The sequence below is a fragment of the Microcystis sp. M049S2 genome, from assembly GCF_020245625.1.
Taxonomy (GTDB): Bacteria; Cyanobacteriota; Cyanobacteriia; order Cyanobacteriales; family Microcystaceae; genus Microcystis; species Microcystis ichthyoblabe_A.
The window spans coordinates 1-26171 of record NZ_JADBUN010000079.1 but is presented as its reverse complement, the minus strand read 5'-3'; the positions used below and the strand labels follow the sequence as shown (position 1 = coordinate 26171).

At 44.2% G+C, this 26171-nt stretch carries 28 protein-coding genes, 1 tRNA gene and 1 pseudogene; 19 read left to right on the top strand and 11 right to left on the bottom strand.

The features are described from left to right. Positions 1-627: 627 nt before the first annotated feature. A tRNA-Leu gene (locus tag IM496_RS06765) sits at positions 628-710 on the bottom strand. Positions 711-783: 73 nt separating this feature from the next. Between IM496_RS06765 and lgt the strand changes: the two genes are divergently transcribed. Together lgt and IM496_RS06755 are read left to right on the top strand one after the other, a co-directional pair. After that, positions 784-1635 carry a prolipoprotein diacylglyceryl transferase gene (gene lgt / locus IM496_RS06760; protein WP_287661602.1) on the top strand — a complete coding sequence of 284 codons (852 nt, stop codon included), beginning with the start codon at positions 784-786 and terminating at the stop codon, positions 1633-1635. Positions 1636-1647: 12 nt separating this feature from the next. Continuing rightward, on the top strand, positions 1648-2598 hold the full coding sequence (locus tag IM496_RS06755) for a branched-chain amino acid ABC transporter permease (RefSeq protein ID WP_002757675.1): 951 nt from the start codon (positions 1648-1650) through the stop codon (positions 2596-2598). Positions 2599-2604: 6 nt separating this feature from the next. Here IM496_RS06755 and IM496_RS06750 read toward each other — a convergent pair whose 3' ends face one another. The 3 genes from IM496_RS06750 to IM496_RS06740 all read right to left on the bottom strand — a co-directional run bounded on the left by IM496_RS06750 (position 2605) and on the right by IM496_RS06740 (position 5100). Then, complete coding sequence (locus IM496_RS06750; RefSeq protein WP_104396819.1) at positions 2605-3603, bottom strand: Gfo/Idh/MocA family protein; 999 nt, start codon at positions 3601-3603, stop codon at positions 2605-2607. A 284-nt stretch (positions 3604-3887) separates the two neighbouring features. Beyond that, positions 3888-4163 (bottom strand): hypothetical protein, encoded by a 276-nt coding sequence (locus IM496_RS06745; protein WP_287661601.1) that lies wholly within the window; start codon positions 4161-4163, stop codon positions 3888-3890. Positions 4164-4542: 379 nt separating this feature from the next. Further along, on the bottom strand, positions 4543-5100 hold the full coding sequence (locus tag IM496_RS06740; RefSeq protein WP_104396820.1) for a DciA family protein: 558 nt from the start codon (positions 5098-5100) through the stop codon (positions 4543-4545). 78 nt (positions 5101-5178) lie between these two features. Between IM496_RS06740 and IM496_RS06735 the strand changes: the two genes are divergently transcribed. The 7 genes from IM496_RS06735 (at position 5179) to IM496_RS06705 (ending at position 11728) form a co-directional block, all read left to right on the top strand. Beyond that, positions 5179-6069 carry a hypothetical protein gene (locus tag IM496_RS06735; protein ID WP_287661600.1) on the top strand — a complete coding sequence of 297 codons (891 nt, stop codon included), beginning with the start codon at positions 5179-5181 and terminating at the stop codon, positions 6067-6069. Positions 6070-6091: 22 nt separating this feature from the next. Beyond that, positions 6092-6748, top strand: a complete 657-nt coding sequence (locus IM496_RS06730; RefSeq protein ID WP_194018462.1) for a PspA/IM30 family protein — start codon at positions 6092-6094, stop codon at positions 6746-6748. A gap of 193 nt (positions 6749-6941) precedes the next feature. Then, complete coding sequence (locus tag IM496_RS06725; protein ID WP_287661599.1) at positions 6942-7718, top strand: PspA/IM30 family protein; 777 nt, start codon at positions 6942-6944, stop codon at positions 7716-7718. Positions 7719-7824: 106 nt separating this feature from the next. Next, positions 7825-8394 carry a PspA/IM30 family protein gene (locus IM496_RS06720; RefSeq protein WP_287661597.1) on the top strand — a complete coding sequence of 190 codons (570 nt, stop codon included), beginning with the start codon at positions 7825-7827 and terminating at the stop codon, positions 8392-8394. A 356-nt stretch (positions 8395-8750) separates the two neighbouring features. Continuing rightward, the gene (locus tag IM496_RS06715) at positions 8751-9899 is read left to right on the top strand and encodes a Re/Si-specific NAD(P)(+) transhydrogenase subunit alpha (protein WP_287661596.1); all 1149 of its coding nucleotides are present in this window, start codon (positions 8751-8753) and stop codon (positions 9897-9899) included. Positions 9900-10025: 126 nt separating this feature from the next. Continuing rightward, positions 10026-10322 carry an NAD(P) transhydrogenase subunit alpha part 2 gene (locus IM496_RS06710; protein WP_002733247.1) on the top strand — a complete coding sequence of 99 codons (297 nt, stop codon included), beginning with the start codon at positions 10026-10028 and terminating at the stop codon, positions 10320-10322. Next, complete coding sequence (locus IM496_RS06705) at positions 10319-11728, top strand: NAD(P)(+) transhydrogenase (Re/Si-specific) subunit beta (RefSeq protein WP_002801273.1); 1410 nt, start codon at positions 10319-10321, stop codon at positions 11726-11728. Before IM496_RS06710 ends, IM496_RS06705 begins: the two co-directional genes overlap by 4 nt. A 59-nt stretch (positions 11729-11787) precedes the next feature. Here IM496_RS06705 and IM496_RS06700 read toward each other — a convergent pair whose 3' ends face one another. The 3 genes from IM496_RS06700 to IM496_RS06690 form a co-directional block, all read right to left on the bottom strand. Further along, positions 11788-12027, bottom strand: coding sequence for a hypothetical protein (locus tag IM496_RS06700; protein ID WP_046661150.1), 240 nt, complete (start codon positions 12025-12027; stop codon positions 11788-11790). A gap of 361 nt (positions 12028-12388) precedes the next feature. Next, on the bottom strand, positions 12389-12712 hold the full coding sequence (locus tag IM496_RS06695; RefSeq protein ID WP_287661595.1) for a hypothetical protein: 324 nt from the start codon (positions 12710-12712) through the stop codon (positions 12389-12391). A gap of 115 nt (positions 12713-12827) precedes the next feature. Beyond that, a complete protein-coding gene (locus IM496_RS06690; RefSeq protein ID WP_002736902.1) occupies positions 12828-13328 on the bottom strand; it encodes a bifunctional nuclease family protein in 501 nt (166 codons plus the stop codon). A 364-nt stretch (positions 13329-13692) separates the two neighbouring features. Between IM496_RS06690 and rpsD the strand changes: the two genes are divergently transcribed. Next, positions 13693-14301 (top strand): 30S ribosomal protein S4, encoded by a 609-nt coding sequence (gene rpsD / locus IM496_RS06685; RefSeq protein ID WP_002737433.1) that lies wholly within the window; start codon positions 13693-13695, stop codon positions 14299-14301. Between the two features lie 214 nt (positions 14302-14515). Then, positions 14516-14968: pseudogene (locus IM496_RS06680) on the top strand (DUF29 domain-containing protein). A 34-nt stretch (positions 14969-15002) separates the two neighbouring features. Here the strand turns inward: IM496_RS06680 and larC are convergent. Continuing rightward, positions 15003-16259, bottom strand: coding sequence for a nickel pincer cofactor biosynthesis protein LarC (gene larC / locus IM496_RS06675; protein ID WP_194018317.1), 1257 nt, complete (start codon positions 16257-16259; stop codon positions 15003-15005). Here larC and IM496_RS06670 point away from each other — a divergent pair. Then, complete coding sequence (locus tag IM496_RS06670; RefSeq protein WP_287661594.1) at positions 16236-16877, top strand: L-threonylcarbamoyladenylate synthase; 642 nt, start codon at positions 16236-16238, stop codon at positions 16875-16877. The genes larC and IM496_RS06670 overlap by 24 nt on opposite strands. A gap of 389 nt (positions 16878-17266) precedes the next feature. Next, complete coding sequence (locus IM496_RS06665) at positions 17267-17677, top strand: Hsp20/alpha crystallin family protein (protein WP_194016162.1); 411 nt, start codon at positions 17267-17269, stop codon at positions 17675-17677. Positions 17678-17735: 58 nt separating this feature from the next. Here IM496_RS06665 and hpf read toward each other — a convergent pair whose 3' ends face one another. Continuing rightward, positions 17736-18335 carry a ribosome hibernation-promoting factor, HPF/YfiA family gene (hpf, locus tag IM496_RS06660; protein ID WP_104396836.1) on the bottom strand — a complete coding sequence of 200 codons (600 nt, stop codon included), beginning with the start codon at positions 18333-18335 and terminating at the stop codon, positions 17736-17738. Positions 18336-18808: 473 nt separating this feature from the next. Between hpf and lipB the strand changes: the two genes are divergently transcribed. The 3 genes from lipB to IM496_RS06645 all read left to right on the top strand — a co-directional run bounded on the left by lipB (position 18809) and on the right by IM496_RS06645 (position 21039). Then, complete coding sequence (gene lipB, locus IM496_RS06655) at positions 18809-19477, top strand: lipoyl(octanoyl) transferase LipB (RefSeq protein WP_287661607.1); 669 nt, start codon at positions 18809-18811, stop codon at positions 19475-19477. 1 nt (position 19478) lies between these two features. Further along, positions 19479-20741, top strand: a complete 1263-nt coding sequence (locus IM496_RS06650) for a pentapeptide repeat-containing protein (RefSeq protein ID WP_287661593.1) — start codon at positions 19479-19481, stop codon at positions 20739-20741. Between the two features lie 67 nt (positions 20742-20808). Then, entirely contained in the window at positions 20809-21039 is a 231-nt protein-coding gene (locus tag IM496_RS06645; RefSeq protein WP_228009654.1) for a hypothetical protein, read from the top strand. On the opposite strand, the gene IM496_RS06640 is transcribed toward IM496_RS06645, so the two are convergent. Next, positions 21028-22224: a homocysteine biosynthesis protein gene (locus tag IM496_RS06640; RefSeq protein ID WP_194016156.1), complete on the bottom strand. Its 1197-nt coding sequence runs from the start codon at positions 22222-22224 to the stop codon at positions 21028-21030. The genes IM496_RS06645 and IM496_RS06640 overlap by 12 nt on opposite strands. A gap of 295 nt (positions 22225-22519) precedes the next feature. Between IM496_RS06640 and IM496_RS06635 the strand changes: the two genes are divergently transcribed. Continuing rightward, a complete protein-coding gene (locus tag IM496_RS06635) occupies positions 22520-23446 on the top strand; it encodes a class I SAM-dependent methyltransferase (RefSeq protein WP_287661592.1) in 927 nt (308 codons plus the stop codon). A 14-nt stretch (positions 23447-23460) separates the two neighbouring features. Then, on the top strand, positions 23461-24114 hold the full coding sequence (locus IM496_RS06630; RefSeq protein WP_194016154.1) for a HupE/UreJ family protein: 654 nt from the start codon (positions 23461-23463) through the stop codon (positions 24112-24114). 181 nt (positions 24115-24295) lie between these two features. On the opposite strand, the gene IM496_RS06625 is transcribed toward IM496_RS06630, so the two are convergent. Beyond that, positions 24296-25297 carry a helix-turn-helix domain-containing protein gene (locus IM496_RS06625; RefSeq protein WP_287661591.1) on the bottom strand — a complete coding sequence of 334 codons (1002 nt, stop codon included), beginning with the start codon at positions 25295-25297 and terminating at the stop codon, positions 24296-24298. A 200-nt stretch (positions 25298-25497) separates the two neighbouring features. On the opposite strand from IM496_RS06625, the gene IM496_RS06620 reads away from it, so the two are divergent. Continuing rightward, the gene (locus tag IM496_RS06620) at positions 25498-26067 is read left to right on the top strand and encodes a hypothetical protein (RefSeq protein WP_287661590.1); all 570 of its coding nucleotides are present in this window, start codon (positions 25498-25500) and stop codon (positions 26065-26067) included. The last annotated feature ends 104 nt before the right edge of the window (positions 26068-26171 follow it).

Here is a 26171-nt window from a genome sequence, read left to right as displayed (position 1 = left end):
TTACTGTTTAGGATAGATTGTTCCTCTCGCTCTTACCAGTCACACGATCTAGGTCACTTATTTGGTGTAACTCATTTAAGGGACGTTATACCAATTTCAATAGTCGTGACTGACATCTGCAAGCCCAATTCTTCTCTCAGAGCGTAATTGCGCCTTAGAATAGACCTCTTGCAAAAATCAAAAATTGTTGTGAGGGTTAGGAGTCAGTAGTCAGGAGAATTAAGAATAAATAATAATCAATTAAATGCTTTATTTAGTGATTTTATGCAATTTTATGCCTATTTTTCTCATTTTTGAACCATCAAAAATTAATTATGCAAGAGGTTTAATGACCAACTAAGTCTGTCATTACTTGTGCAAAATGATATTAGACTTCCTGTAAAAAATTTAAAAACCTCTGGTTGAGTCAGCATTTCCGAGTCAGCCGTCAAAAGGAAAAAATACAAACCAAAGAGTTTTTGAACTGAAAGAAACCTTATTGGTGGGACAAAATGCCTGAATTTGCTAACCAGAGAGATCTCCTCTTTCCTGAGTCGGAGGCTCAAAAATGGAAATCAACAAGTTTCCCTTTTGGGTCGTCGCTCGTCAACGCCAAATCAGGTTACACTTCATCGACCCGAAGGTTAATGCGGATGGAGGGACTCGAACCCACACATCGAAAAGATACTAGAACCTAAATCTAGCGCGTCTACCAATTCCGCCACATCCGCAAACATGTCATCGTATTCCATCATAGCATAAGATACTATAGGAAAGATAAAATTTTTTATTCTTAATAATTTTATGCTCTTAGGTTTTGTCTTTCAGTCTCCTGGCCCCGTCCTCTGGGAGATCGGACCGATTTCGGTGCGCTGGTATGGATTTCTGATTGCTATGGCGGTATTATTGGGTGTCACCCTCTCCCAGTACCTCGCCCAAAAAAGAGCGATCAATCCCGATTTAATCGCTGATTTGGCCATTTGGTTAGTAGTGGGGGCCATACCTGCAGCCCGTCTGTACTATGTTCTCTTTCAGTGGCAAGAATATGCGCGAAATCCTGCCGATATTATCGCCATTTGGAAGGGAGGTATCGCCATTCACGGGGCAATTATCGGGGGTTTGCTGGCAGCCCTAATCTTTGCTCGCATTAATCGGGTTTCTCTTTGGCAATTACTCGATCTAGTCGCACCTTCAGTTATTCTCGGTCAAGCGATCGGACGTTGGGGGAACTTTTTTAATTCGGAAGCTTTTGGCAGTCCGACTAATTTACCCTGGCGGTTGTTTATTCCTCCGGCTAGTCGTCCTTTAAAATATATCACCGTCGATTATTTTCATCCCACCTTTCTCTACGAATCTCTCTGGAATCTGGCAGTTTTTGCCCTACTCATCTATCTATTTTTCTGGGGTTTAAAACACCCTAGTAAATTAAAAATTGGCACCCTTACCCTAGTCTATTTTATCGCCTACAGTCTAGGTAGATTCTGGATCGAGGGGCTACGCACCGATAGTTTAATGTTTGGGCTTCTAAAAATGGCGCAAATAATTAGTTTAGGAGCGATCGCTATCGGTATTTTCGGTTTATTCTGGTTATATAAACTGCAGCGTCCTTTACCGGATGTGGTGGCGACCGTCAGTTATAATCAAAAGTTACCCTAGCTAACCCTGACAATGGATCTAGTAACGATTTTTCAACAGGTTTTAAACGGTTTATCGATCGGTAGTGTCTATGCTATTTTTGCCCTCGGTTACACTTTGATTTTTTCCATTTTAGGGATTATCAATTTTGCCCATGGCGCAATTTTTACCCTCGGTGCCTATTTTACCTACGCTCTAGCGGGGGGAGTTTTCGGTTTTAATGGTTTATTAGCTAATGCCAAATTACCCTTTTCCTTACCCTTTTTTTTAGCACTTTTGTTAGGCTGTATCCTTTCCGGTTTCACCTCGGTTCTTCTGGAAAGATTGGCCTTTAAACCCCTCCGGGTACGGGGTTCCGATTCTCTCTTAACTCTGGTTTCTAGCCTAGGGGCAGCCGTGGTGATTGTCAATGTCATTCAATACTTATTCGGGGCAGAAATTTATACTTTTCCCGATGGTATTTATGGCAATCTTCCCCCCGCAATTAATTTCGGTACAGCTGATCGCCCCGTGGCAATTCGCACAATTCAGATTATTATTTTTCTGGTTTCAGCAGTGATGGTAGCTTTACTGACTTATTGGGTTAATTTCACCAAAATGGGCAAAGCTTTACAAGCGGTAGCTGAAGATGTCACCACTGCCAGTTTGTTGGGGATCAATCCCGAAAAATTTATCGTGATTACCTTTTTTATTAGTGGTGCCTTGGCAGGTTTAGCAGGAACTTTAGTCGGTTCTAGTGTTAGTATCGCTGGCCCCTATTTCGGTATTGCTTTCGGATTAAAAGGTTTAGGAGTGATTGTTTTAGGGGGATTGGGAAGTATACCCGGAGCGGTTATCGGTGGTTTATTATTGGGTATTGCCGAAGCTTTTGTTCCCGCAGAATATTCCGGTTATCGAGAGGCGATCGCTTTTGCTATTCTCTTCATTATGTTGTTAGTTCGTCCCCAGGGTTTACTAGGCAGAAAGTTAATTCAAAAAGTCTAATTCGGTTTAATTAGCCCCGAGAAAAACTGTTTTTCCCGACAAAGAAGATTGATAGGCAGCATAGGCTACTTCTAGGGCATAAAGACTGGCTTGAGGAGTAACATAAAGAGGAACCCGATCGAACAGATAATCTAGCACCATAGCGGTATCTTTGGCAAAAAGACCGCGACGGGTTTCCACTTCTAAAGCTTGGCTACCTTCACTATTAATTAACTGCCCTTTTTCCCCTTCAAAAATTAAGCTGCCCCCCTCCCCATGAATAGTGAAAGTTCGCTCATTTTGCCAAAAAACTTCGCCTTTGCCGTAGGTAACTTCAGCAATTAAGCCATTTTTAAATAATAACTGCGCCTCACACAAACAGGCTAGAAAATAATCGGATTCTGGAGCATTCCAATAACGACAATGACAGGATACGGACTCCACTTCCCCAAATAAATTAGTAAAGCGATGGATACGAGAAAGGGCAGCGATCAAAGGAAAACCGAATAAATCCCGATGAAATGTCCAGCGCCGGAGTGCTGGTCTGCCGGGGACGATCGTGGTATAACGGGCTAGGTGGATATTGCCGAGGCTGGCTAAATACTGCTGTTGGGTTTGATGCAGTCCCCCCAAAAGTTCAATATGTTCGACGTGCAGTAATTTGTTCTCGGTTTCGGCTAGGGTGATTAATTCTGCTGCCGCTGCCGGGTGAAAAGCCAGAGGATACTCGACGATAACGTGCTTGCCAGATTTTAAGGCAGTACGGGCGATCGAGGCATGGGCCTGATTAACGTTGGCAATGACAATCAGATCGAGATCGGGATGGCTGGCCAGGCTTACTGCCGAATCTAGGGCAGAAATTTGGTACTTTTGCGAGAAATTAGCGATCGATTCGGGACTATTACCACTAAAATACAGAAGCTGGGCGCGATCGTCGGCTTGCAAGCTTTCAGCACGACGTTGAGCGGCGAACCCTGTGCCAACTATACCAATTTTTAAGGGACGATGAGAAGTCATCAGGGGCATTCTGGCGACATTAATTATCGGGAAGTGGGGTGTGAGGTGCGGGGTGTGGGGTATGGGGTGTGGGGCGTGGCGAGATAGGGGAATTTCAACTAATACCCCAAAACCCTAAAACCCCAACTCTCAACTCCTCAATACTTTCTACAGCAATTCTGCTTTTCCCAGCTTTATCTTAGCAATCAACTCATCTATTATCTCAAAAATAGCACCCGAAAAGATGTGGGAGGGTGAATTCATATTTTTAATGGGCAACGCCAATTTTTTGCTCCTGTTTAGGCCCAGAGCTTCTAAACCGCGATCGGTTGTCGGGGAGCATGACGACTAGGGGAAACCACCACGGGAGTAGGCGAGACTGTACAGGTTAATTCTAGAGACTGTTCTAAACTAACCACCCGATTGAGTTGTTGCCATTCAGTGCCAAAAGGAGGCATCGCTAGAGCACAGGCTTTCCAATGAGCTTCGACGGGAACATCTAGTTGTTGACAAGTGCCACCGCGCCGACCTTGGGTTTGATAGTATCGGCAGTATCGACAGGAAGAAGTAAGAAAGTTTGCGGCTTGCATGGTTTGGCTTTAAAAGGAAGATGATTATAAAGAACTCAAGGGATGACTCTCTTTTCGCTCTGTGTAATATTGTCCTACCCTGTGCCAAGGGTATTTTCCTGACTAGCATAGCTAGGACTGATACGCCATATAGTTTTTAGTGATCCCCAAAAAAAATTTTGTTTTTAGAATCTTTTAATAGTTACTTTGCAAAAAGCAGCACTGTCTCAAAACAGAGGAGTTCAACTCAGTTGTGGCCGAGGTTATCGGCTCTGGTATCGGCGATAACAAAGCGGGGATCAAGCCTTAGCCGAATAGAATTGATGAATACAGGTTCAATTAAGACAGAAAAGATCGGCCAATTGATTCCCGACTCAAAACCACTCTTTCCACAAGACTATTAAGAAATTGAATCTTTTGCCCCGCCCGACTGGGCAAAACAAAAAGCACAACATTGCCAACGCTCAAGCTCTCCGGAGGGACTGGGAGACTGACAACGAGGACAAATCGGCCAGGACCGGGTTCTATGACGTATTTTCTGGCTCCAACTCTCTAAACCGTCCGGTTGCTGGGGATTTTCTGGCGGTTTTTCCGGGGTGACATAACTAGGATGATCTCTCAGGGATTTAGGTGCGATCGCTTCTGGAGGAATTAACTGACTATCCTGCTGCCAACGGGCGGCAGAAAAGCGGATATCGCTCAGGGGAGTCTCTAACTCACTATTAAGCCGTTTTAATAAGCCATAGCGTTGTAAAGACAATTCCTGGGCTAAAGCGGCGCTACTGGTAGCCACCGATAAAACCCCGCGATTGAGGGAAAAAGGCCGGGTTTGCTCCAGCAGACGGGGATTAATAATTTTCGGCCATAATTGCAGCACTTGATCATACTGGCGATATTCTTCCCAACCCGCCCGTTGAGTGATAACCGCCAAAATCTTGTCAAGAGAATGTAAAGACATAGGGAAAATCTGGGGAATACCACGTTAGACTAGGACGAAAAAACCCGCTAACTTTTCAGCATAACCTTTAATACCCTCATGAAATCCGATCGATCCCCATCCTCCCAAGATTTGCCTCTCTCGATCGTCCATCAACCCAGTTCAGCCATCGATCCCGCTCAGGAACCAGAATACCTAGAAGCTGCTGTCATTAACGTCTATCCCCCAGCTAAAGATATCTTTTTTACCCCTTGGGGTATCCGGGCAATGGTGATCTTTTTAATTGCTAATAGTCTCCTCACTCTCAATCAATGGTTAACCAGCACCACCCCCACCCCGAGGAAAGCTGAGAATTCCCCCCGGGAGCCGCACCAAAATAACTCCCGCCACCTTGATCGATTGATAGCGATCGCTCGTCCAGTAGAGAAAACGCCTCAAACCAGTCTGATCGCTAATATTCCCGCTCCTCCCGTTAAAACTAGACCGATCGCTAACATTCCCGCCCCACCGGTGGTTCAGCCTCCCCCCAGCGCTAGAAATCTGACTAATGCCCTCTTACCCCCGAATCCGCCGCCCTCCCTGATGCCGGCCCATCAATTACCCGTCAGTAAGATCGAGCAATCTTTACCCGTCGCCCCCCCGGATCCCGCTACCCCGCCCGTATCTTCCCTAGTTTCGGCACCACCGCCACCACCGCCCCAAGTCACCCCCGCCCCTTCGACTGCGATCATTAACGAACGAATGTTAGAGGAATTGCGCCAAAGGGAAGAATCACCCGCTAATTTACCCTTTTTTCAACGGGAAAAAGCCCGTCGTCTGGCCGATCAAAACCGACAGGATGCGGCGGAGTTAATGAAACAGTTACCGCCAGAATTACAAGTAGCCCCTTCTCCCAGTAGTCTGGCACCTTCAGAAACAGCCGATCCCCCCCAGTCCCCCGTCCCTAGTTCTATCATTATTGATAGGAGCGGCACTTCGGTAAACTACTAGGGTTGGTATCGGGAGGACGGCAATGGGTTTGTTAGATCGCATGGGCCAAGCAATTCGCGCCCAAGTCAATAGTCTGATTCAGGAAAATCAAGATCCAGAAAAACTGCTGGAAAAGGCGATCTTGGAGATGGAAGGGGAATTGATACAAATGCGACAAGCCTTGGCGGCAGCCGTCGCTACCCAGAAACGTACCGAGCGCCAACGACAACAACAGGAAAAAGCGGCCCAAACTTGGCATGAACGCGCCCAATTAGCCCTACATCACGGTAACGAAGAACTCGCCCGCCAAGCTCTCAGCCAATGGCAAACCTATCAGAGTCAGATCGTCCCCCTACAAAACTCCCTGCAACAACAAACGGCTATTATACAAAAATTAAAGAAAGAACTCTTGACAATTGAACGCAAATATGCTGAGATGAAAGCGCAAAAAAGCCTTTATGTGGCCAGATTGCGATCAGCGAGCGCCAGTCAAAAAGCCCAAGAAATTATGGGCAGTTTGAACAGCAGTCAGATGGGGACTATTTTTGAGAAATTAGAAGCAAAAGTCCTAGAAGCCGAATCCCAAGCCGATTTAATCCAGTATAAAGACCCCTTAGAGCGACAATTCCAAGATTTAGAGGGACAAAAACAAATTGAAGCGGAATTACTCAAGTTAAAACAAGAAAACTTGGATGGGTGATGTGGGAAGTGGGGTGTGGGGTGTGGGGTGTGGGGTGTAGGGTGTGGGGAGAAAAAAGCTGTCTCCTGACTCTTGACTCCTATCGCCTATCCTAGCTCTCGTGGTTTATATTAGAGAATAAGCCGTTAGGCAAGATAGGAAATTTTAAGAACAGTTAACTGATTTAGTACACACCGAGAGGAACAAGAGCGTCATGGGTTTATTCGATCGCCTTAGCCGAGTTGTCCGAGCTAACCTCAATGATATGGTGAGCAAGGCTGAAGATCCAGAAAAAATGCTGGAGCAAGCTGTCAGTGAGATGCAAGAGGATCTAGTACAGGTACGTCAAGCGGTCGCTAGAGCGATCGCCGAACAACGACAAACGGAACAAAAATACAGCAAAGACCAGTCAGAAGCCAATAAATGGGAACAAAGAGCCAAATTAGCCCTTGCTAAAGGGGATGAAAATCTCGCCAGGGAAGCTCTTAAACGCAAGAAAGATTGCACGGAAACCGCCGCCATTCTCAAAAATCAACTGGATCAGCAAACGGTACAGGTAGATAGTCTGAGAAAAAACTTGATCGCGCTCGAAAGTAAGATTTCTGAGGCAAAAACCAAGAAAAATATGTTAGTAGCTCGCTCCAGAGCCGCAAAAGCTAACGAAGAACTCCAAAAAACCCTCGGCAGTATCAATACCAGTAGTTCCGTGGGTGCTTTTGAGCGCATGGAAGCAAAAGTTATCGAGTTAGAAGCCAGTAGTCAAGCTTACGGTGAATTGGAGGGCATTGGCATCGAACATCAATTCGCTGCACTAGAAGCGGGTAGCGATGTGGATGATGAATTAGCAATGCTGAAAGCACAAATGTCTGGCGGAGCATTACCCCCCAGCACAACTTCTAGTCAACCCACTTTACCCCAAGCAATCACCGTCAGGGATTCGGTAGTGGATGCAGAATTAGAGGAATTGCGATCGAAGTTGAAAGAACTGTAAAACTTTGAGAGCGTCGAGACGTACTATCTACGGTACGTCTCTATTTATTAATTTTGTTGTTCAGATAGGGAATATTAATTGCTAGTCATAATTAACCATCACTATTATGCGGGATGATTTATCTAATTTACGTTCCTCAATTATCGAAGTAATTGCCTTACAAAAAAGAGCCGAACAACAGTACAACCAAGCACAAGCTGAGGTTTTAAAATGGGAAGAAAGAGTTAAACTCGCTCTAGATAAAGGTGATGAGTCTCTGGCACGAGAAGCTAATATAAAGAAAAAACATCACATTAATACCGCAAATATTATTAAAAATCAACTGGAAAAACTGAATATCCAAGTTGATAAACTGAAAGAAAAATTGCCAATTTTAGAAAGAAAAATTAACCAACAAAGTCTCGGCAGTATAGATACTATTTACCCTTCAGCTTTTGAGCGCATGGAAGCAAAATTTATGCAGTTAGAATCCAGTAGTCAAGCGATTGGTGAATTGAGTCCTAGCGACATGGAACGGGTATTTGTTGGACTAGAAGCGAGTAGCGATGTGGATGATGAATTAGCACTGCTAAAAGCACAAATGTTACTGGGTAAAACTGCCTATCCACCTACCGTCAGGGATTCAGCAGTAGATGCAGAAATAGAGGAATTGCGATCGAAGTTAAAAGAACTGTAAAACTTTGAGATTGTCGAGACGTATTGCAGCCCTTCTCATCAATATGAAGTATAGCCTAATCTGGTATCTAAGACCGAAGACTAGCTAATGTTAACCGTTTTGGCGTTTCCCAGAACGAAAACTTTGTACCTCATCATTATAAAAAAAATTCCCAAACAATGCCGCTCAAAACCCTTTAATTCTGAAGATAATCCTAAGATTCAGCCCGAAAAAGAGCCAGAAAGGTGAGGATAGCTAGGATGGAAGTGAAAAGCAATTTTGACTCGAAATTATCCCAAGGGATCGATCGCATTTAACGAAACCCTTACCCCAACAGCATAAGACAAGAGAAGGACTTATTAAGGAGAAACCCAGCCATGAAAATCGGCGTAATCAAAGAAAGTGACCAAGGCGAGGCGCGGGTGGCGCTAGTGCCGGATACCGTCGCCCGTTTAGTCAAGGCGGGATTTGAGGTAATTGTCCAAAATGGGGCGGGAATTAGCGCTAACTTTGCCGATAGTGCCTATAGTGCCGTGGGAGCCGCCCTGAGCGAAAATGGCGAATATATCTATGAAACTGCCGATATTATTCTCAAAGTCGTCCCTCCTAGCGATAGCGAGATCGATCGCCTGAAAAATGGTGGTATTCTCATCGGCTTTCTCGATCCCCTGCGTCAACCCCGGCGCATTGCCAAATTAGCCGAGCGCGGGATCACCGCTTTGAGCATGGAATTAATTCCCCGCAGTAGTCGCGCCCAGAGTATGGATGCCCTCTCCTCTCAGGCTAACCTCGCCGGTTACAAAGCGGTACTCCTCGCCGCCGTTGAGCTGCCGAAAATGTTCCCGATGATGACTACCGCCGCCGGTACGATCGCCCCCGCCAAAGTGCTGGTATTGGGGGCAGGAGTTGCCGGATTGCAAGCTTGCGCTACCGCCCGCCGTTTGGGGGCAGTGGTGGAGGCTTTTGATATTCGTCCGCAAGTCAAAGAAGAAGTGCAGAGTGTCGGGGCGAAATTTATTGAAATGCCCCTAGAAGAAGATACCGTCGCCGATAACGGTTATGCCAAAGAGGTTTCTCTTAGCACACAGGAGCGCATTTGTCAAGCCCTAACGGAACCAATTAAGCGGGCTGATGTGGTGATCACCACGGCCCAAGTACCGGGGAAACAGGCCCCGCTGCTAGTCACCAAAGAAATGATCGCCACCATGAAAGCGGGGTCGGTAATCGTTGATTTAGCGGCGGAACAGGGCGGAAATTGCGCCTACACCCAACCGGGACGAGAAATCATCGAAAATGGGGTAAAAATCGTCGGAGCCGTTAATCTTCCTGCCACAGTGGCCACCAATGCCAGCCAGATGTACGCCAAAAACCTGCAAATGCTGCTACAGCTTCTAGTCAGCAAAGAGGGCAGTTTAAACCTCGATTTTGCCGATGACATCATTGATAGTGCCTGTGTCACTCACGCTGGCGAAATCCGCAACCAACGCATTAAATCCGCCCTCAGTGAACAGTTATCCGCTTTTTAGCTATCAGGAGGCAGGAGGCAAAAGGCAAAAGGCAAAAGGCAGAAGGCGCAGCTTTGTTCTCCCCACACCCCACACCCTACACCCCACACCCCACACCCCACACCCTATCCCCTTTTTACTTAACCAATGACTGCCCAACTTTTAACCGCTTTAGTGGTATTTGTCCTCGCTTCCTTTGTCGGTTTCGAGGTGATCAATAAAGTTCCTCCCACTCTCCATACACCCCTGATGTCGGGAGCGAATGCAATTTCAGGTATCGCCGTTGTCGGTGCGCTCCTCATCGCTGGAGGCACGGATTGGCACGAATTAACCGTAATTTTAGGGTTAATTGCCGTTATTTTGGCGATGGTTAACGTGGTCGGTGGTTTTGTCGTTACCGATCGAATGCTGCAAATGTTCAAGAAAAAAGAGGCTAAATCATGAATAATGCCCTTATCACAGGGATCGAGTTGTCCTATCTACTCGCCGCCATTTTATTTATCATCGGTCTTAAACAATTATCTTCCCCCGCTACCGCCCGTCAAGGCAATTTTCTGGCTGCCATCGGGATGCTAATCGCCATTATTGCCACCTTAATCAATCAAGAAATCCTCAGCTATGGTTTAATCGCCGTGGCGTTGGTGATTGGCTCAATTATCGGCCTGGTTTCGGCGCAAAAAGTCCCGATGACAGCTATGCCCCAAATGGTGGCGATTTTTAACGGTTTAGGCGGTGCTGCCAGTGCTTTAATTGCCATGGGCGAATACTGGCGTTTACTGCAAAGTGGTGAAAATATTGCCTTTGACTCGATACTGATCGCTATTTTGGGTATATTGATCGGTGGTGTCACTTTTACCGGTAGTGTCCTCGCTTTTGCCAAATTACAGGAATTAATCAGTGGCGCGCCCGTAACTTTTCCTTTCCAACAACCCTTTAACATTCTCTTGCTACTCACCTTTTTAGGGGGTAGTGTCTATCTCTTTTTTGATCCCACCTCGATCGATGTTTTCCTGACCTTGGTGGCACTTTCCCTAATTTTCGGGGCTTTATTCGTGCTTCCCATCGGCGGCGGCGATATGCCCGTGGTTATCTCGCTCTTAAACTCTTTTTCGGGACTTGCCGCCAGCGTAGTCGGTTTTATCCTGATGAATAGTATGTTGATCATCGCCGGTGCTTTGGTGGGTGCGTCGGGGATTATCCTAACTCAGATCATGTGTAAAGCCATGAATCGATCGCTGGCTAGTGTACTATTTGGGGCATTTGGTACAGGTGCTAGTGCCGGAGGCGAAGCGAGCGCCACTTCTAGCCTCGATAAATCGGTTCATGCTATTGATTCAGAAGAAGGGGCTATGATGCTCGGTTATGCGCGTTCTGTGGTGATTGTACCAGGTTACGGCATGGCAGTGGCCCAAGCACAACACGCAGTGCGAGAATTGGCTGAACAGTTGGAAAAAAATGGCGTTGAGGTTAAATATGCTATTCACCCCGTGGCGGGAAGAATGCCTGGCCACATGAATGTATTATTGGCCGAAGCTAATGTTCCCTATCCGCAGCTCTACGATATGGATGATATTAATCCTGAGTTTGAGCGCGTCGATGTGGCGTTAATTATTGGGGCGAATGATGTGGTTAACCCCGCTGCCCGTCACGATAAGGCTAGTCCCATTTATGGAATGCCAATTCTCGACGTGGATAAGGCACAGCACACGATCGTGATTAAGCGCAGTATGCGATCGGGTTTTGCCGGGGTAGAAAACGAATTATTCTACAATCCCAAAACCTTTATGCTCTTTGGTAGCGCTCAAGATGTGGTAGCACAATTAGTATCACAAGTCAAAGATTTGTCATAATTCTTAACAAATAGGACGGGGTTTTCACCCCGTCTTTTTTTGATCGGATTTTTCAGAGTTTAAAGATAATCCAGAACTAATTCCCCTTTGCTCACTTTTTCGGTAATTAAAGTTCTGACTAACTCTAATTCTTCCAGGGTCACTTTACCATCAGACCTCATAGCTAGGGCGATTCTTTCCCTTTCTCCTTGAGTGATCACGCCATCAACACTAGCCTGTTCGATAATAGCGCGCAACTTTTCTAGTTCCTGATGTTCTTCTGCGGTTAATTCTACTTGATTAGGACGAGATATTTCCATAAAAATTTCTCCTTGAGTGATCAATACAAACTTGATAATTTTTTTCTAAGTAGTAGAAGCCATGGCAGTTATCCCCAGTCAGGATCAGGAATTACGGACGATGCCTAATCAGTTTACACTTCATATTTGCTCGGAAACCCTCTCAACAAATACGTTTGTATTAAGAAACATTAATAAAGCTGAGAGCCTTGACTATTGCCTCTGGTCTATTCCCTTGCCTCACGGTTAACTTTAATTTTGTTCGACCACTTAGAGTTGGCGAATACATTATAGCAGTTATCTTAATGGTGAGAGAAACCCTGTAGTATAACTTTGTGTCTTTGTACTTGAGAAAAAAAAGCTGTCTTGTCCGCTCCAGAAACTAGGTTAATTTAATCAATTCTAGCCCCAAGGCTCGCAATTTTGCCTCTAGCATTTGCCCTCGTTGTTCAGCAGTTTCTGCCCGTTTTTGCACTTGCTTGAGTTTCTTGCCTAACTCTACAAAAGTCCAAAATACCTCGCCATCTGGTTGACAAATCTGACAATCTTCTGCGGATAAAAGAGGACTAAACCAATTATCCATCACCTCGATAATTTCTAGGTTAGACTTCCTAGCTTGCCAATCGCTAAGATGATTGCGAACGGGATCGTAAAGATAGTATCCCACGACTCCGTATTTCTGATAGACATCTAACTTTTTGATCATTTCTTTCCAAGATACGGTTCCGAATGGGAGAGGATGGGGGCGACTCTATTCTCGACCCCTAATAATTTCCCTGTTACTATCATTTTTATTTAGCCGACGGCTGACCGCTTCAAGATCACTGATCACTAAAATCACCGCGACGTTGGATCAGATCTGAGGGGCTAAGATTGGAGACGAAATTGCGGAAAGCTTGACGTTCCTCTTCATCTGCGTCACGATCAACAGGAATAGAAGCAGAAGCGATCACTTCTTCCATTACCCAGATGGGACTGTTGGTACGCAGGGCAATAGCGATCGCATCACTGGGACGACAATCGATTTCTTTTTTGACTTCGCCGCGCTGGAGACAGAGAACAGCATAAAAAGTATTGTCTTGGAGAGAATGGATGATAATCTTTTCTAAATCCATGTCCCAAGCTTTAAAAATATTAGCGATCAAATCGTGGGTAAGAGGACGAGGGGGTCTTTGTTGTTCGAGGACGGTGATAATAGCCTTAGCCTGATCTTGTCCGATGTAGATAGGTAGGGCGCGACGCTCGGAACCATCCTTCAGCAGTACAATGGGACTGCGAGTGATAGCGTCTAGGGCAATTCCAGCGACTTTCATTTCGATCATGACTAATGGCTTCTCCAAGATAGAGATTCAGCTAGGGAAGGAGTGGGAAAGCAACCTGAATAATATAGTGCTTCGTTACACTCACAGTATGCCCTAAGATGGCAGGGATTAGCCTTATCTTTAATGAAAAAAATACATCAGCTGCCGTCAGGAGATAGGAGACAGGAGATAGGGTGTTAGGGTTTTAGGGTGTTAGGGTTTTAGGGTTTTAGTTGAAATTCCCCCACTTCCCCACCTCCCCACCTCCCCACCTCCCCACCTCCCCACCTCCCCACTTCCCCACTTCCCCGCACCCCACTAAATTACTTAATTTGTGCTACGATAATAGTTTTGGGATAAATTTAAATAGGAGCAGACTGTTTGTATGTCTCGTTATAGAGGACCGCGCTTGCGCGTTGTGCGTCGTTTAGGGGAATTACCGGGCCTAACCCGTAAAAATGCCCGTCGTGCCTATGCACCGGGGCAACATGGCCAGGCCCGCAAAAAACGTTCAGAATATGCCATTCGTCTGGAAGAAAAACAAAAACTGCGTTTTAACTACGGTGTCAGCGAGAAACAATTAGTTCGCTATGTCCGCAAAGCTCGCCGGGCTACTGGTTCCACTGGTCAAGTGCTGCTGCAACTCTTAGAAATGCGTCTGGATAATACCGTTTTCCGTCTCGGTATGGCCGGGACAATTCCGGGGGCGCGACAATTAGTCAATCACGGTCACGTCACCGTTAACGGTAGAGTTGTGGATATTGCCAGTTATCAGTGCCGTCCGGGTGATGTGATTGGAGTTAGAAATCAAGAGCGTTCCCAGGATCTCGTCAAAAGAAATATGGAATACCCTGGTTTAGCCAACCTGCCGAGTCATTTGGAATTTGACAAAAACACCCTCGTGGGCAAAGTGAATGGCGTTGTGGAAAGAGAATGGATTGCCCTCTCGATTAATGAACTGTTAGTAGTGGAATACTACTCTCGGAAAGTCTAGGAAAAAAGCCTTTTCCAGATACCTTGAGGACGCAATTGGCAGCGTCCTTATTTTATTGGTTAAATTTAGTATTTTTGATTGTACATGGGGCTGGCTAACATCCGACTGCGAATGGCAGAACCTCAACCGGCTCCCCCTACTGATAACTCCCCTGAACAGTTACAGTTAAGAAAGTGGTCCGTTACCACTCACTTCTAAATGGGATATTATCAACATGAAAAATAAATTATCTCAGCTTTATGAAACTGATTTTAATTTGTGGCTTGAGCAAACCGTAAATCACTTAAAAAAGGGCAATTTGGAGTTCCTCGATTTAGATAAATTAATCGAAGAAATATCCGATATGGGACGTAATAATAGACGGGAGGTATTCGGCCGTTTAAAAGTTCTCTTGATGCACTTACTTAAATGGCAATATTAACTGGAAAAACGGACTAATAGCTGGATAAATACCATTGATGAGCAAAGGGAACAATTAGAGCTTATTTTCAGGGATAGTCCTAGCTTAAAACCCTATTTAGCCGATATTTTCGCAGAATGTTATCAGAAATCAGTGCGAGGGACGGTAAATGAAACTAATTTACAAAAAGAAACTTTTCCAGTTGATTGTCCTTTTAGCCAAGAACAGGTTTTAAATTGGGATTATTTTCCTGAAAGTACCTTTTGAACAATAGCAGTTTTATGATAAAATTGCCCTACTGTCAAGACTGATTTTTTTCTTGCCAAATAGCCAATGCCATTTGATGAACAAATCGCCAAGGTAGATGATGCTGGCGGGCAATTGCGGCACAATCTTCGTATTCTGGTTGTACGGTAATCGGTTGATTAATTGACTCTTTATAGGCAACTTTTAGCCTAATTTGACCATAGAAAGTATCGATCGATTGTATCTCTCTTTTTAAGATCGATCGCTCTTGAATCGTCCTTCTAATGCCTAAAGTTGTGGTTTCCTGAAAGATCATATTTTCACAAATAGCAATTTTATCCAAGTCACAAATTACTGTCAAAAGTATACCCAAACGGGATTTTTTCATAGTAATTGCTTGACTAAATACATCCAAAGCACCCGCTTGTAATAAAGCCTCGCTTAAATAGGCGATCGCTTGCGGATTTAAGTCATCAATTTGAGTTTCTAAAACTGCCACGGTTTCCCTTTCATCTAGCTTTTCTGGTGTTTTTTTCCCTAACCAAAGCCGGACAAGATTGGGAATCGGTAAATCTTTTGTACCTGCCCCTAAACCGACCTTTTCTAACTGCATTTTCGGCGGTTTACCGAAACTTTTAGCTAAAGTTGTCACAATAGCTGCCCCCGTGGGTGTTACTAACTCCGCTTCGATGCCATTACTATAAATTGTGACTTGTCGCTGACTGAACAATTGTACTACTGCTGGCACGGGAACCGGTAAACGACCATGGGCGGCCTGAACTGTACCGCCGCCGGTGGGTAGAGAAGAACAGTATAATTCACTCACCGATAGCCAATCCAAACCCAAACAAGTCCCGACGATATCAATAATGGCATCGGTTGCCCCGACTTCGTGAAAATGCACTTTTTCCGGTGCGATCCCGTGAACAGCCCCTTCTGCGATCGCAAGTTGTTGAAAAACCGCTAAACTCCATTCTTGGACTTTCTGGGGTAAATTTGCCTGTTTAATTAAACTTTCAATCTCCGGTAAATGGCGAGCGGGGGTATGATGGTGATGGTGGTGATGATCAGCGGACTTCTCGGCAGTGACATCGACGTGAATCTTAGTGGCAATTTGACCGCGACGATGCACTTTTTCCTCCCTTAACTGATATTCCTCCTCAATTCCTAAAGTTTTTAGTTGTGCAATCAGGTATTCTAAGGGGACTCCTAAATCTACTAATGCCCCTAAACACATATCCCCGGCGATTCCCGTGGGACAATCCCAATAGGCGACGATTTTGCTATCATGGCTACTATTTACTCTCTCCATCCGGAAAATCCCCAACAACGTTCTATCCAAGAAATCTGTCATGCCCTGAAAAATGGGGCAATTATGCTTTATCCTACCGATACCGTCTATGCGATCGGTTGCGATCTCAATGTGAAATCTGCCGTCGAACGAGTTCGCCAAATCAAGCAACTATCTAATGATAAACCCTTGACGTTTCTCTGTTCTTCTTTGTCGAATATTTCTGAGTACGCAGTGGTCAGCGATTATGCCTATAAAATTATGCGACGAGTTATACCCGGTCCCTACACTTTTCTCTTACCGGCGACTAAATTAGTGCCGAAAGTGGTGATGAATCCGAAGCGGAAAACCACCGGTATCCGGGTTCCCGATCACGTTATCTGTCGCACTATTCTCGAAACCCTAGAAAATCCCATTATCTCTAGTTCTGCCCATCTTCCCGATCAGGAGGGGGATTTTCCCACCAAGGGATTAGAATCCGCTAGGTTATTCGATGCCCTCGATCATATAGTTGATTTAATTATCGAAGATGGTTCGGCCCCCGGTTCGGAAGTGTCAACAATTGTTGATTTTACCGGCGATCAACCGGATATCGTGCGTCAGGGTTTGGGTTGGCCAGAATTACAACAATGGTTATAACGAAGGCAAAAGGCAAAAGGCAAAAGGCAAAAGGCAAAAGGCAAAAGGCAAAAGGCAAAAGGCAAAAGGCAAAAGGCAAAAGGCAAAAGGCAAAAGGCAAAAGGCAAAAGGCAAAAGGCAAAAGGCAGCTTTGTTCTCCCCACACCCCACACCCCACACCCCACACCCCCACTTCCCACACCCCACACCCCCACACCCCCACTTCCCACACCCCACAACTTCCCACTTGCCACTGATAACTGATAACTGATAACTGATAACTGATAACTGATAACTGTATCGGTTATTGCGACTTTTTATTTCCTGAAAACCGCCTTGTGTAAGCCAAGTTAGTTGCTTAAGATAGATGTAATCGCAGTCAGAGAAAACCTCTCAAGGAAATTATTACTATGGCTTTCACTCTTTATTCTCCCTTCCTAGAAATTAATTCTGTTCAACGTCAAATCGATCAACTTTTTCAAGAAGTATTACCGACAACTTCCTTGGTATCTCGTCCCCCGGTGGAAATCTCTGTTAACGAGGATTCCGTGCAATTAAAAATCGAATTACCCGGTGTGGATATTAAAGATATCGATGTGGAGGTTAGCAAACAAATGGTGGCTATTAATGGGCAACGTCAACGCCCTGCCGAGGTAGAAAATAGCGAATTTTATTATGGTAAATTTAGTCGCTTGATTACCCTACCAGTGGAGGTGCAAAATAGCCAAGTTACCGCTAACTATCAAGACGGTATTCTTTATCTCACCCTCCCGAAAGCGGTGGCAGAAAAAAATAAAGTGGTGAAAGTTAATCTTGGTTAGATGAGAAAAAGACTGGAGAATTTCTCCAGTCTTTAGTTTTATTTGTAGTCGCTAACTGTTAATTGGATTCTTTGCCATTCAGGTTGACGGGACGGGGTTGAATAACACCAAAACCGCCGTGATTGCGTTGATAGATAACGTTGATTTCGTTAGTGTCTTTGTTGCAGAACATAAAGAAATCGTGATCGACTAATTGCAATTGTGTTAGCGCTTCCTCAATAGTCATCGGTGGCATGGCAAAGTATTTCATCCGCACTACTTCCGCCGGTAATTCGGGAGTGCGATCACCGATTAGGCTATCATCTAAGGGTTTCTCTTGCACCACCTCGCTAGTTTTAACGGTGGCGTTGGTGCGATGATCCACTAATCTTTCTTTATACTTGCGGAGTTGACGAGCGATTTTATCAGAAACTAAATCAATACTCGCGTATAAATTTTCGCTTCCTTCTTGAGCGCGAATCACTGTTCCATTAGCATAAACCGTTACTTCCGCTTTGTGGCGATCGGGAATGCGTGCATTCTTTTCCACGGAGAGGTGAACATCGACTTTTGTGGTTATGCCGTTAAAATGTTTCACCGCTTTCTCCAGCTTTTGTTCCACATAATCATGAATAGCTTCGGTGACAGCGATATTATTGCCCTGAATCAATAGCTTCATACTCACTACTCCATCTAAAAATTTTGCTATAGACAGTCCACATCAACTATTTTTAAGGGATGTTGATGCTAGGAATTTAATCCTCAAAAATCTGCTCGATCGCGCTGTTGTCAGAGGTCACAGTCTAGATATTGTCGGTGTTCTCGTTCTCTTTTTTTTGTCGGATCGCGCGGAAAATTCATCGGGTCGAGCGCCTATTTGCAACTAGATTTATTTACCTCTATTCTAACAAGTTTCTCTCAACCTTTTCTTAACAGAAGTGCGAAGTTCTGTTAACTTTTATTTAAAGAAACCGATTTTCGCCGCCAGCAAGAGAATCTGGTGATTGTTTCTCCTGTGCGACGGTTAACATCCGAATAGATGGGATATCCTTAGATTAGCACTTAGTATTCTCCCCAACATCTATATCTTCCCTTCTTTTAATCTTCCTTTGCGCTCTTTTACATTTCTTAAATATTTTGACACATCTCGCAATGAATGCTCAAAAAATACCTCGTCTCTGTGGGCTGAAAATTCAGGCAATTACCCCCTATTCTCTGGCCTGGGCGCACCAGCGATCGCTGGTGGCGGCGAGAATTGCCGATCCCGACTTACCCGACATTTTGCTCCTAATGGAACATCCCCCCGTTTACACCCTCGGTACCGGTTCAGATATTAAGTTTATTAAATTTAATCTTGACAAAACCGACAAAGAAGTGTATAGAATCGAGCGAGGAGGGGAAGTCACCTATCACTGTCCGGGGCAGTTAGTGGGCTATCCGATCCTCAATTTGCGCTATTATCAGCAGGATTTACACTGGTATTTGCGACAATTGGAAGAAGTCATCCTGCAAACTATCGCTATTTATGGATTGTCGGGGGCAAGAATCGGGGGCTTGACAGGGGTATGGGTAGAAGGGTATAAAATAGCGGCGATCGGTATTAAAGTTAGTCGTTGGATTACCTATCATGGTTTTGCCATCAATGTTTGTCCGGATTTAAGCGGGTTTGCCGAGATTATTCCCTGTGGGATTGCTAATAAACCCGTGGGCAGTTTAGAGCAGTTTCTGCCTAATATTAGTCTTATGCAAGTACAGCAAGATTTATCGAGGGTTTTCGCTTCAGTTTTCGGTGTGGAATTATTTTCTCTTGACAAGGATTAATATGAGCGATCGCAAAGACCCAGAAAAACTCACCGCGGAAAATAGGGCCGATAACCCCGAAAATAACGGTAAAACCAGTTTATCGGCCCCCGATGCCTCCGAATACGTCTCCTCTTTATCTTCGCGTAATCCCGTGCGTCAGCGCATCCTAGTATTAAAAGATCTTCGACCGGGTAACGCGGGGTTACTACTGGCCCCCCTGATGCTGATGACCATCGGCCTCGTCTTTAGCTGGGACTGGTTAGGCTTTTCTGGGGCGATAGTAGCGATATTAATATCTTTACAGGTGATTTTGCCCTCTATTCGCCAGTGGATCGCCCATTATCTCACTCCCTCTGAACGTCAGACGGTTTTCGCTTTTATAGTTTTTATAGCCGCTCTGGCTGGATTAGGGAAATATTTAGGAGTTTACGAGCGCATCTTGCGGTGGTTAGACAGTTTTAAATACGATGAGTTCGGTTCCTGGGCCGAGTGGGTGGGGGCCTTGGGACAGATTATGATCGCCGTGTTAGCTGTCTATGTGGCCTGGGAACAGTACGTTATTTCTAAGGATTTAACCATACAGCAAAATCGCATTACCCAACAACAGACGATCGATTCCTATTTTCAAGGGATTTCCGATTTAGCCTTGGATGAGGAGGGATTTTTAGAAGATTGGCCCCAGGAAAGAGCGATCGCAGAAGGTCGCACCGCTTCTATCCTCAGCAGTGTCGATGCCTCTGGAAAAGCGAAAATACTGCGTTTTTTGAGTCAATCGCGGCTATTATCACCGATTAAACGTGATCGTTATCTAGGCCGACCGATTCTAGACGGGGAAGGGGGTTACGCGGAGGATCGAGAGTTCGGTACAAGAGTAGTACAATTGGGAGTAATGTTAGCCGGGGCCGACATTTCTGGGCAGGATCTGCGCTGGACCGATTTAAGCGAAGCGAATATGGTGCGGGCCGATTTAAGTTATAGCGATTTGGTGAAAGCAAATGTATCGCGGACAATTCTCTACGAAGCTAATTTAAGAGGGGCCGATATCAAAGGGATGCGTTTATTTTATGGTTCCCTAGAAAATGCTACCCCCCGCAGTCGCAGCGTTCCCCCCAATTATGACAGCGGAGAACACACGGGAGCAGTGGTAGAAAATGTCAATTTTACCGGGGTGAAAAATATGAGCGAGGAACAACGTCACTATTGTTGTCGTTGGTGTGGGGAAAAGTCCCGCGCAACCATTCCGGGGGGATGTGCTGATATTGCCAATCTTTTAGGTCGTTAACGGAGGCGATCGGCAGGGGGCAGTGTTATAATCAGTGGTATTAATGGCCAATAATTCCCACAAATTTATGAATCAAAAAGTCGTTATTCTTGCCACTGCCTCCGCTAGTTTATTAGCCCTAGCAGTTACCACTAACTCTGGACAAGCTGCCCCAGAGTCCTTTCATCCTAGTTTCAATACCGAGAACTTAGGTGACATGATTATCGGCAAGACAACCGGGGAAGAAAATCCGATTTTTCGTCATCTTAATTGTAGTTGTGCCACCTGCACGCAATCCCTTAACTCCTCACTCAATTGATAATTTTCCACCCCAACGATCCTGGGGGATAAAAGTCCGCTCTAGATTAATTTTTGCCACGGGTTCCGTGAGGGTAAATTCTCCCGATTCGATCAGTGCTTTTAATTCTAAAGCGGCTTCCCGGGACAGGGAAATACTGGCCAAAGGAGCCACCCTCACACTTTTTCCCTCGATCATAATCCGACCGCTTTTTAGTTTAGCGTAGGTGATTAAACCAAAGGTAGGACGGACTCGCCGGGGAATGGAAAAATCCACCACTGGAGCGACAATTTCCTCATCTTTTACCGCACAATGTCGAACGATTTCCTCGCTTAAAATCGGAATCGGTACTGCTACTCCTAACATTAAAGAAGCCCCATAATTTTTGAAATAACAACCTCGCACCCAGCGAGCATTCATTTGTTTAGCATCCCCAATTAAGGCTAAGGTGGAAGCGGGACCAATAGGAGTTCGATTTTGTAGGCGTTTTTGCAGGGGAAAATGTTGGGTTCCTTCCCAGGCAATATAACCGATTCCTCCTCCCAAAAAAATGCGCGTACCGATGCCAATAGCCTCTAAATCGGGGTCATTTAACAGGGGAGAAATTGCCCCGGGGTTAGAATAAACCGCATTACCTAATCGCGGCTGTAGTGGTCCTAAATAAGTATATAAAGTCCGCTCTCCTCCATTGACTCCGACGATAAAATTCTGGTAGAGATTGCGAGGATTAAAAAGATAAAATTGATTGATAGTATCCTTAGAAATAATCGTTTCAAAAGAAGCACGAGGATAACAATCGGTGGACTGGCCGACAGCACGCAATTGAATCGATTTTCCGGCGATTAAATCTTCAATAATATGTCCGCCGCCCCTTTCGGGATTTTCTCCCTCTAAATTCTCATTTTTGGCCGCTAAATCACTAATAGCACTGGCTCCTAAGTATAAATCCACCGCCCCAAAACCAGCATAAGCAGGAATCCCATCTAACCAACATTGACGAATTTTTATCGGCGGATCCGTCTGACCTAAATTAATAATTGCCCCCGAAGATTCCATCGGTTCAAAGGTTCCCGTACAAACCACATCTACTTGGGAAAAAACCTCCTTAATTCCCATCTCGCTCACGCGGCTTTTTAATTCCTCTACTGTCCAGACTACAGCAGTTTTTTTAGCGATTTTGTCGTTGATTTCAGCGATTGTTCTCATAATAAGTAGCTGGTTATAATTAAATTGAAGATGGATCCACCCTTAATCCCCCCTTAATAAGGGGGGCATCTGAAAGTTTTCAACACCTACCTACTTAAAAATTGGCAAGATGGGGGTTAGGGAGCTTTTTGCTGTTATCAGTCAACAGTTATCAGATGTGAGTTTTCAGTGAGTGGTATTAACTGAGCAGTATTAAATGGCCATAACAGTGCTGTCTTTTCACCGATTACTGATTACTGATTACTGATTACTGTTATAAGATGAAAAAGGGAAAATTTACGATCGAAGCTTTTCTATGACAGTTACACCCGTTCCGGCCTCCTTTAATCCTGTTTCTGGTCTAGTTAACCGTATTCTCGGCATAAAACCGCTTTTTGACATCGCTCGCTATCAGGCCCGTAATATGATGATTAAAAGAGCCGAAAAACTAGGCGTACCTTGGCGGGAAACCGTCAAACAATGGCAACAAAGGGATTGGAGTCGGGAACTGCAAGCGGTAGAAAATCCCGATCTCGTCTATCCCGAATACTACGTTTGTTCTTTCCACGCTTACGAAAAGGGCAATTTAGACTGGTTGCCAGCTTTTGAGGTAGAATCTGCCGCCTATGCTGTCCATTCTACCATCTGGCCCGGGGCGGGGATGGACGGCGATCCGCGATTGCGGCGGGAATATCACCGGATATTGAAGGAGCAAATCAAGGCAGAAATTAACGATATTGTCGATTTAGGCTGTAGTGTCGGCATGAGTAGCTTTGCGCTACAAGATACTTATCCTCAAGCCAGGGTAACTGGGTTAGATCTCTCTCCCTACTATTTAGCTGTTGCCCAATACCAAGCTCAACAAAAACAAAAGACGATTCAATGGCAACACGCGGCGGCGGAAAAAACTCAATTACCCAGTCAGTCCTACGATCTGGTATCTTCGTTTTTAATGTTCCACGAACTACCCCAACAGGCTACTAGAGAAATTTTCGCCGAAGCGCGTCGTTTATTGCGATCGGGAGGTTATTTGACGCTGATGGATATGAATCCGCGCTCGGAAATTTATCGAAAAATGCCCCCTTATGTCCTAACCTTACTCAAGAGTACCGAACCCTATCTCGATCAATATTTTACTCTCGATATCGAACGGGCATTAGTTGAAGCCGGGTTTCAAGCACCGATCATTACCCCCACCAGTCCCCGACACCGGGCGATTGTTGCGCGGGTTTCCGAATCATAATTTTGAGGTAATCAATGAAGATAATTTTTCGTCAAAGCTGGACAAGGATATTAACTATTGTCCCTCTCTTTCTGTTAATTTTTGCCAGCAAAACCCTCGCCCATCATGCCATGGCAGGGCAAACTCCCGATAATTTTTTAAACGGATTTTTATCGGGTTTAGCTCACCCGGTTATCGGTTTAGATCATTTAGCTTTTGTGGTGGCTAGTGGTTTAATTGCTGTGGGTATGGAACAGGGTTTATTGATTCCGATCGCTTTTGCGATTGCCACTTTAATCGGGACGGGTATTCATTTACAGGGAATAAATTTACTTTTTCCTGAGGGTATTGTTGCCATTTCTGTGGTAATTTTTGGTGTGATTTTAACCCTGAAAAAAGGTTTACAAAATCATTCTAATCTCTATACGATCGCTCTGGCAACTTTGGCAATGATTGCAGGAATTTTCCACGGTTATGCCTACGGAGAATCAATTATCGGGGCCCAAGTTGCCGCTTTAGTTGCCTATTTAATCGGTTTTACCGTCATCCAATTAGCGATCGCAGCTGGAGCTTTTTTCCTTGGCGGTGTCATCAAGGAAAAATTAGCCAAGCAAGCAACTCTAATTAGCAAGTTCATCGGATTGGCAATTATGGCGATCGGTACAACTTTTTTAGTGGGAATTAAGTAAATTAATCTCGGTGGGGCTAATTATTAATGGCTCTCTTGAGGTTATAAGATCGAAGAAAGGGCGTACAATATACGCCCCTACCAAACAAGTGCCAGAGAGCCGCTCAATTGAAAGAGGAGTTAGGAATTGAGTTCTCGAAATAAATCTAAAAATAATCCTGATTCCTACCCCTACTATTTTTTTAGGTTTCTGAGGGTAAGTAACCAAACAGTTTTTTATAATCAGAGGCCAAATATCCTCGGTGGAAAAAACCTAATTCTTCAGCAATTTCATAAGTTAATTTTGTCTGATTATTTTGGTTAAGAGATTGATGTAAAGCATTAAGACGAAGCAATTTTAAATAACTGTAAGGAGACATTTGATAGAAGTCCTTAAATATATATTCTAAGGTGCGTTGACTTACTTCTAAGTCTTGACAAATCGTTGGAATAGTCAGATCAGAACGCAGATTTTTTCTCATCATTTCTTCGGCTTTTTTGAGAATGGAGGTGCGTCTGATAGTGTTTTTAGGGGTTTTAATCTCTTTGGTTACTGCTAAAGTCAAAAGAAAATATTTGACAATTTCTTCTAATTTTTGCCTGACAAAATCCAATCTTAATGCTTTTCTTTTCCCAGATATTTGTTGGTGATATAAATTAAATAGCATTTGATAAAGTTGATGACAAGATTGTTGGAGATGACGAATTTTTTCCGCTGGGCAAATCACAATAGAAGAATCGGCAGAATTTAAAAACTTTTTCGCTTCTGGTAACTCTAAAGTTTGGCACAATTGTTGCAGATAATTATCATGAACGTAAAGCTGAAAACGATTAGAAAAAGGATGCTGAAAAACGGAAATTTCTGATTTAGGGGGGACAATCCCCAGATAGTTATTTTCCAATGAGTACAAATTTTGGAAGAAGACGGAATTCACCTGAACAGGAATCGCAAAAACCCACATTTTAGAATGGACTACTCCCGCAACATTCGTTAAACAATTACGTTGCGATAATTCTAACATCACTTCATCGATGATGATCCTTGAAAGATACCCTTCAAAATGATCACCACTGAGTTGTAAAGCATCTAAGTTGACAAATTCTCGATTCTGAAAATAACGAGAAAAATTGCAAAAATATTCACTTTTAAAGGTTAATTCCTGAGAATTAATTAAAATATTGGTTTTATTGTCAAAAATAAACATCTGTGTATAACTCCTTGGTTATTGAGTAAAATTAAACTTTTTTGCCCATCAATTTAAAAACTTGCGTTTTTTGGATCATCTTAGCATAGAGGACTGAGTAGTATGAGTTACAGCAGGGTTGATTTGTTAATTTTGTCCATCAGTGTAATCCCGTTTAAATCTCTCACTTTTTCCCGTTATCAATTACCAAGGAAATGTCGATGGTTAAACAATATATGCCATTTAAAGATTGCTCTGGGGTGTTGGGTGCAGAAATTCCTCAATTACGTCCCCCGGCATTTTCTGATGACTCAAAATATACCACATTTACCTATACCTATTATCCAGGGGGATTGGAAATTTCCGATAGCTATATTTATTATCCAGGAGGATCAGAAATTTCCACAACCATTGCTAGGGAAATCGCTATGTTCGCCATTCCTCCGAAAAATTATTCAGGGGGATTGGAAATTTCCGATAGCTATATTTATTATCCAAGAGGATCAGAAATTTCCGAAGCTGTTGCCGGGGAAATCGCTATGTTCACCGTTCCCCCGAAAAATTATCCAGGAGGATTGGAAATTTCCGAAGCTTTTGTTCCTAATATTAGCACTCGTTTCTATTTGATCGAAGCAACTATTGATTTCTCCAAAGCTAAAGGGGACTTACAGGCTGTTCTGATGGCTCACGGCAGCTGTTTTGGTGGGCATAGTTTCTACATCTATCAGGGAAAACTATGTTATGTCTATAACTGGTTAGCCTGCATTATTCACCAACTGGCAAAAACCTGATTGTGAGGACATCTCAAAAAACAGACTGTTTTTCAGCCAGATCGCTAGATGAACTTCTTGCCAAGGCTTTCGAGGATTTTCCAAAGTCTTCATGAATAATGCAG

What these genes read in the sequence shown, in the direction of transcription:
- lgt (WP_287661602.1), top strand. Translation starts at nt 784, where the DNA reads ATGCTCTTAGGTTTTGTCTTTCAGTCTCCTGGCCCCGTCCTCTGGGAG.
- IM496_RS06755 (WP_002757675.1), top strand. Translation starts at nt 1,648, where the DNA reads ATGGATCTAGTAACGATTTTTCAACAGGTTTTAAACGGTTTATCGATC.
- IM496_RS06750 (WP_104396819.1), bottom strand. Translation starts at nt 3,603, where the DNA reads ATGCCCCTGATGACTTCTCATCGTCCCTTAAAAATTGGTATAGTTGGC.
- IM496_RS06745 (WP_287661601.1), bottom strand. Translation starts at nt 4,163, where the DNA reads ATGCAAGCCGCAAACTTTCTTACTTCTTCCTGTCGATACTGCCGATAC.
- IM496_RS06740 (WP_104396820.1), bottom strand. Translation starts at nt 5,100, where the DNA reads ATGTCTTTACATTCTCTTGACAAGATTTTGGCGGTTATCACTCAACGG.
- IM496_RS06735 (WP_287661600.1), top strand. Translation starts at nt 5,179, where the DNA reads ATGAAATCCGATCGATCCCCATCCTCCCAAGATTTGCCTCTCTCGATC.
- IM496_RS06730 (WP_194018462.1), top strand. Translation starts at nt 6,092, where the DNA reads ATGGGTTTGTTAGATCGCATGGGCCAAGCAATTCGCGCCCAAGTCAAT.
- IM496_RS06725 (WP_287661599.1), top strand. Translation starts at nt 6,942, where the DNA reads ATGGGTTTATTCGATCGCCTTAGCCGAGTTGTCCGAGCTAACCTCAAT.
- IM496_RS06720 (WP_287661597.1), top strand. Translation starts at nt 7,825, where the DNA reads ATGCGGGATGATTTATCTAATTTACGTTCCTCAATTATCGAAGTAATT.
- IM496_RS06715 (WP_287661596.1), top strand. Translation starts at nt 8,751, where the DNA reads ATGAAAATCGGCGTAATCAAAGAAAGTGACCAAGGCGAGGCGCGGGTG.
- IM496_RS06710 (WP_002733247.1), top strand. Translation starts at nt 10,026, where the DNA reads ATGACTGCCCAACTTTTAACCGCTTTAGTGGTATTTGTCCTCGCTTCC.
- IM496_RS06705 (WP_002801273.1), top strand. Translation starts at nt 10,319, where the DNA reads ATGAATAATGCCCTTATCACAGGGATCGAGTTGTCCTATCTACTCGCC.
- IM496_RS06700 (WP_046661150.1), bottom strand. Translation starts at nt 12,027, where the DNA reads ATGGAAATATCTCGTCCTAATCAAGTAGAATTAACCGCAGAAGAACAT.
- IM496_RS06695 (WP_287661595.1), bottom strand. Translation starts at nt 12,712, where the DNA reads ATGATCAAAAAGTTAGATGTCTATCAGAAATACGGAGTCGTGGGATAC.
- IM496_RS06690 (WP_002736902.1), bottom strand. Translation starts at nt 13,328, where the DNA reads ATGATCGAAATGAAAGTCGCTGGAATTGCCCTAGACGCTATCACTCGC.
- rpsD (WP_002737433.1), top strand. Translation starts at nt 13,693, where the DNA reads ATGTCTCGTTATAGAGGACCGCGCTTGCGCGTTGTGCGTCGTTTAGGG.
- IM496_RS06670 (WP_287661594.1), top strand. Translation starts at nt 16,236, where the DNA reads ATGGCTACTATTTACTCTCTCCATCCGGAAAATCCCCAACAACGTTCT.
- larC (WP_194018317.1), bottom strand. Translation starts at nt 16,259, where the DNA reads ATGGAGAGAGTAAATAGTAGCCATGATAGCAAAATCGTCGCCTATTGG.
- IM496_RS06665 (WP_194016162.1), top strand. Translation starts at nt 17,267, where the DNA reads ATGGCTTTCACTCTTTATTCTCCCTTCCTAGAAATTAATTCTGTTCAA.
- hpf (WP_104396836.1), bottom strand. Translation starts at nt 18,335, where the DNA reads ATGAAGCTATTGATTCAGGGCAATAATATCGCTGTCACCGAAGCTATT.
- lipB (WP_287661607.1), top strand. Translation starts at nt 18,809, where the DNA reads ATGAATGCTCAAAAAATACCTCGTCTCTGTGGGCTGAAAATTCAGGCA.
- IM496_RS06650 (WP_287661593.1), top strand. Translation starts at nt 19,479, where the DNA reads ATGAGCGATCGCAAAGACCCAGAAAAACTCACCGCGGAAAATAGGGCC.
- IM496_RS06645 (WP_228009654.1), top strand. Translation starts at nt 20,809, where the DNA reads ATGAATCAAAAAGTCGTTATTCTTGCCACTGCCTCCGCTAGTTTATTA.
- IM496_RS06640 (WP_194016156.1), bottom strand. Translation starts at nt 22,224, where the DNA reads ATGAGAACAATCGCTGAAATCAACGACAAAATCGCTAAAAAAACTGCT.
- IM496_RS06635 (WP_287661592.1), top strand. Translation starts at nt 22,520, where the DNA reads ATGACAGTTACACCCGTTCCGGCCTCCTTTAATCCTGTTTCTGGTCTA.
- IM496_RS06630 (WP_194016154.1), top strand. Translation starts at nt 23,461, where the DNA reads ATGAAGATAATTTTTCGTCAAAGCTGGACAAGGATATTAACTATTGTC.
- IM496_RS06625 (WP_287661591.1), bottom strand. Translation starts at nt 25,297, where the DNA reads ATGTTTATTTTTGACAATAAAACCAATATTTTAATTAATTCTCAGGAA.
- IM496_RS06620 (WP_287661590.1), top strand. Translation starts at nt 25,498, where the DNA reads ATGGTTAAACAATATATGCCATTTAAAGATTGCTCTGGGGTGTTGGGT.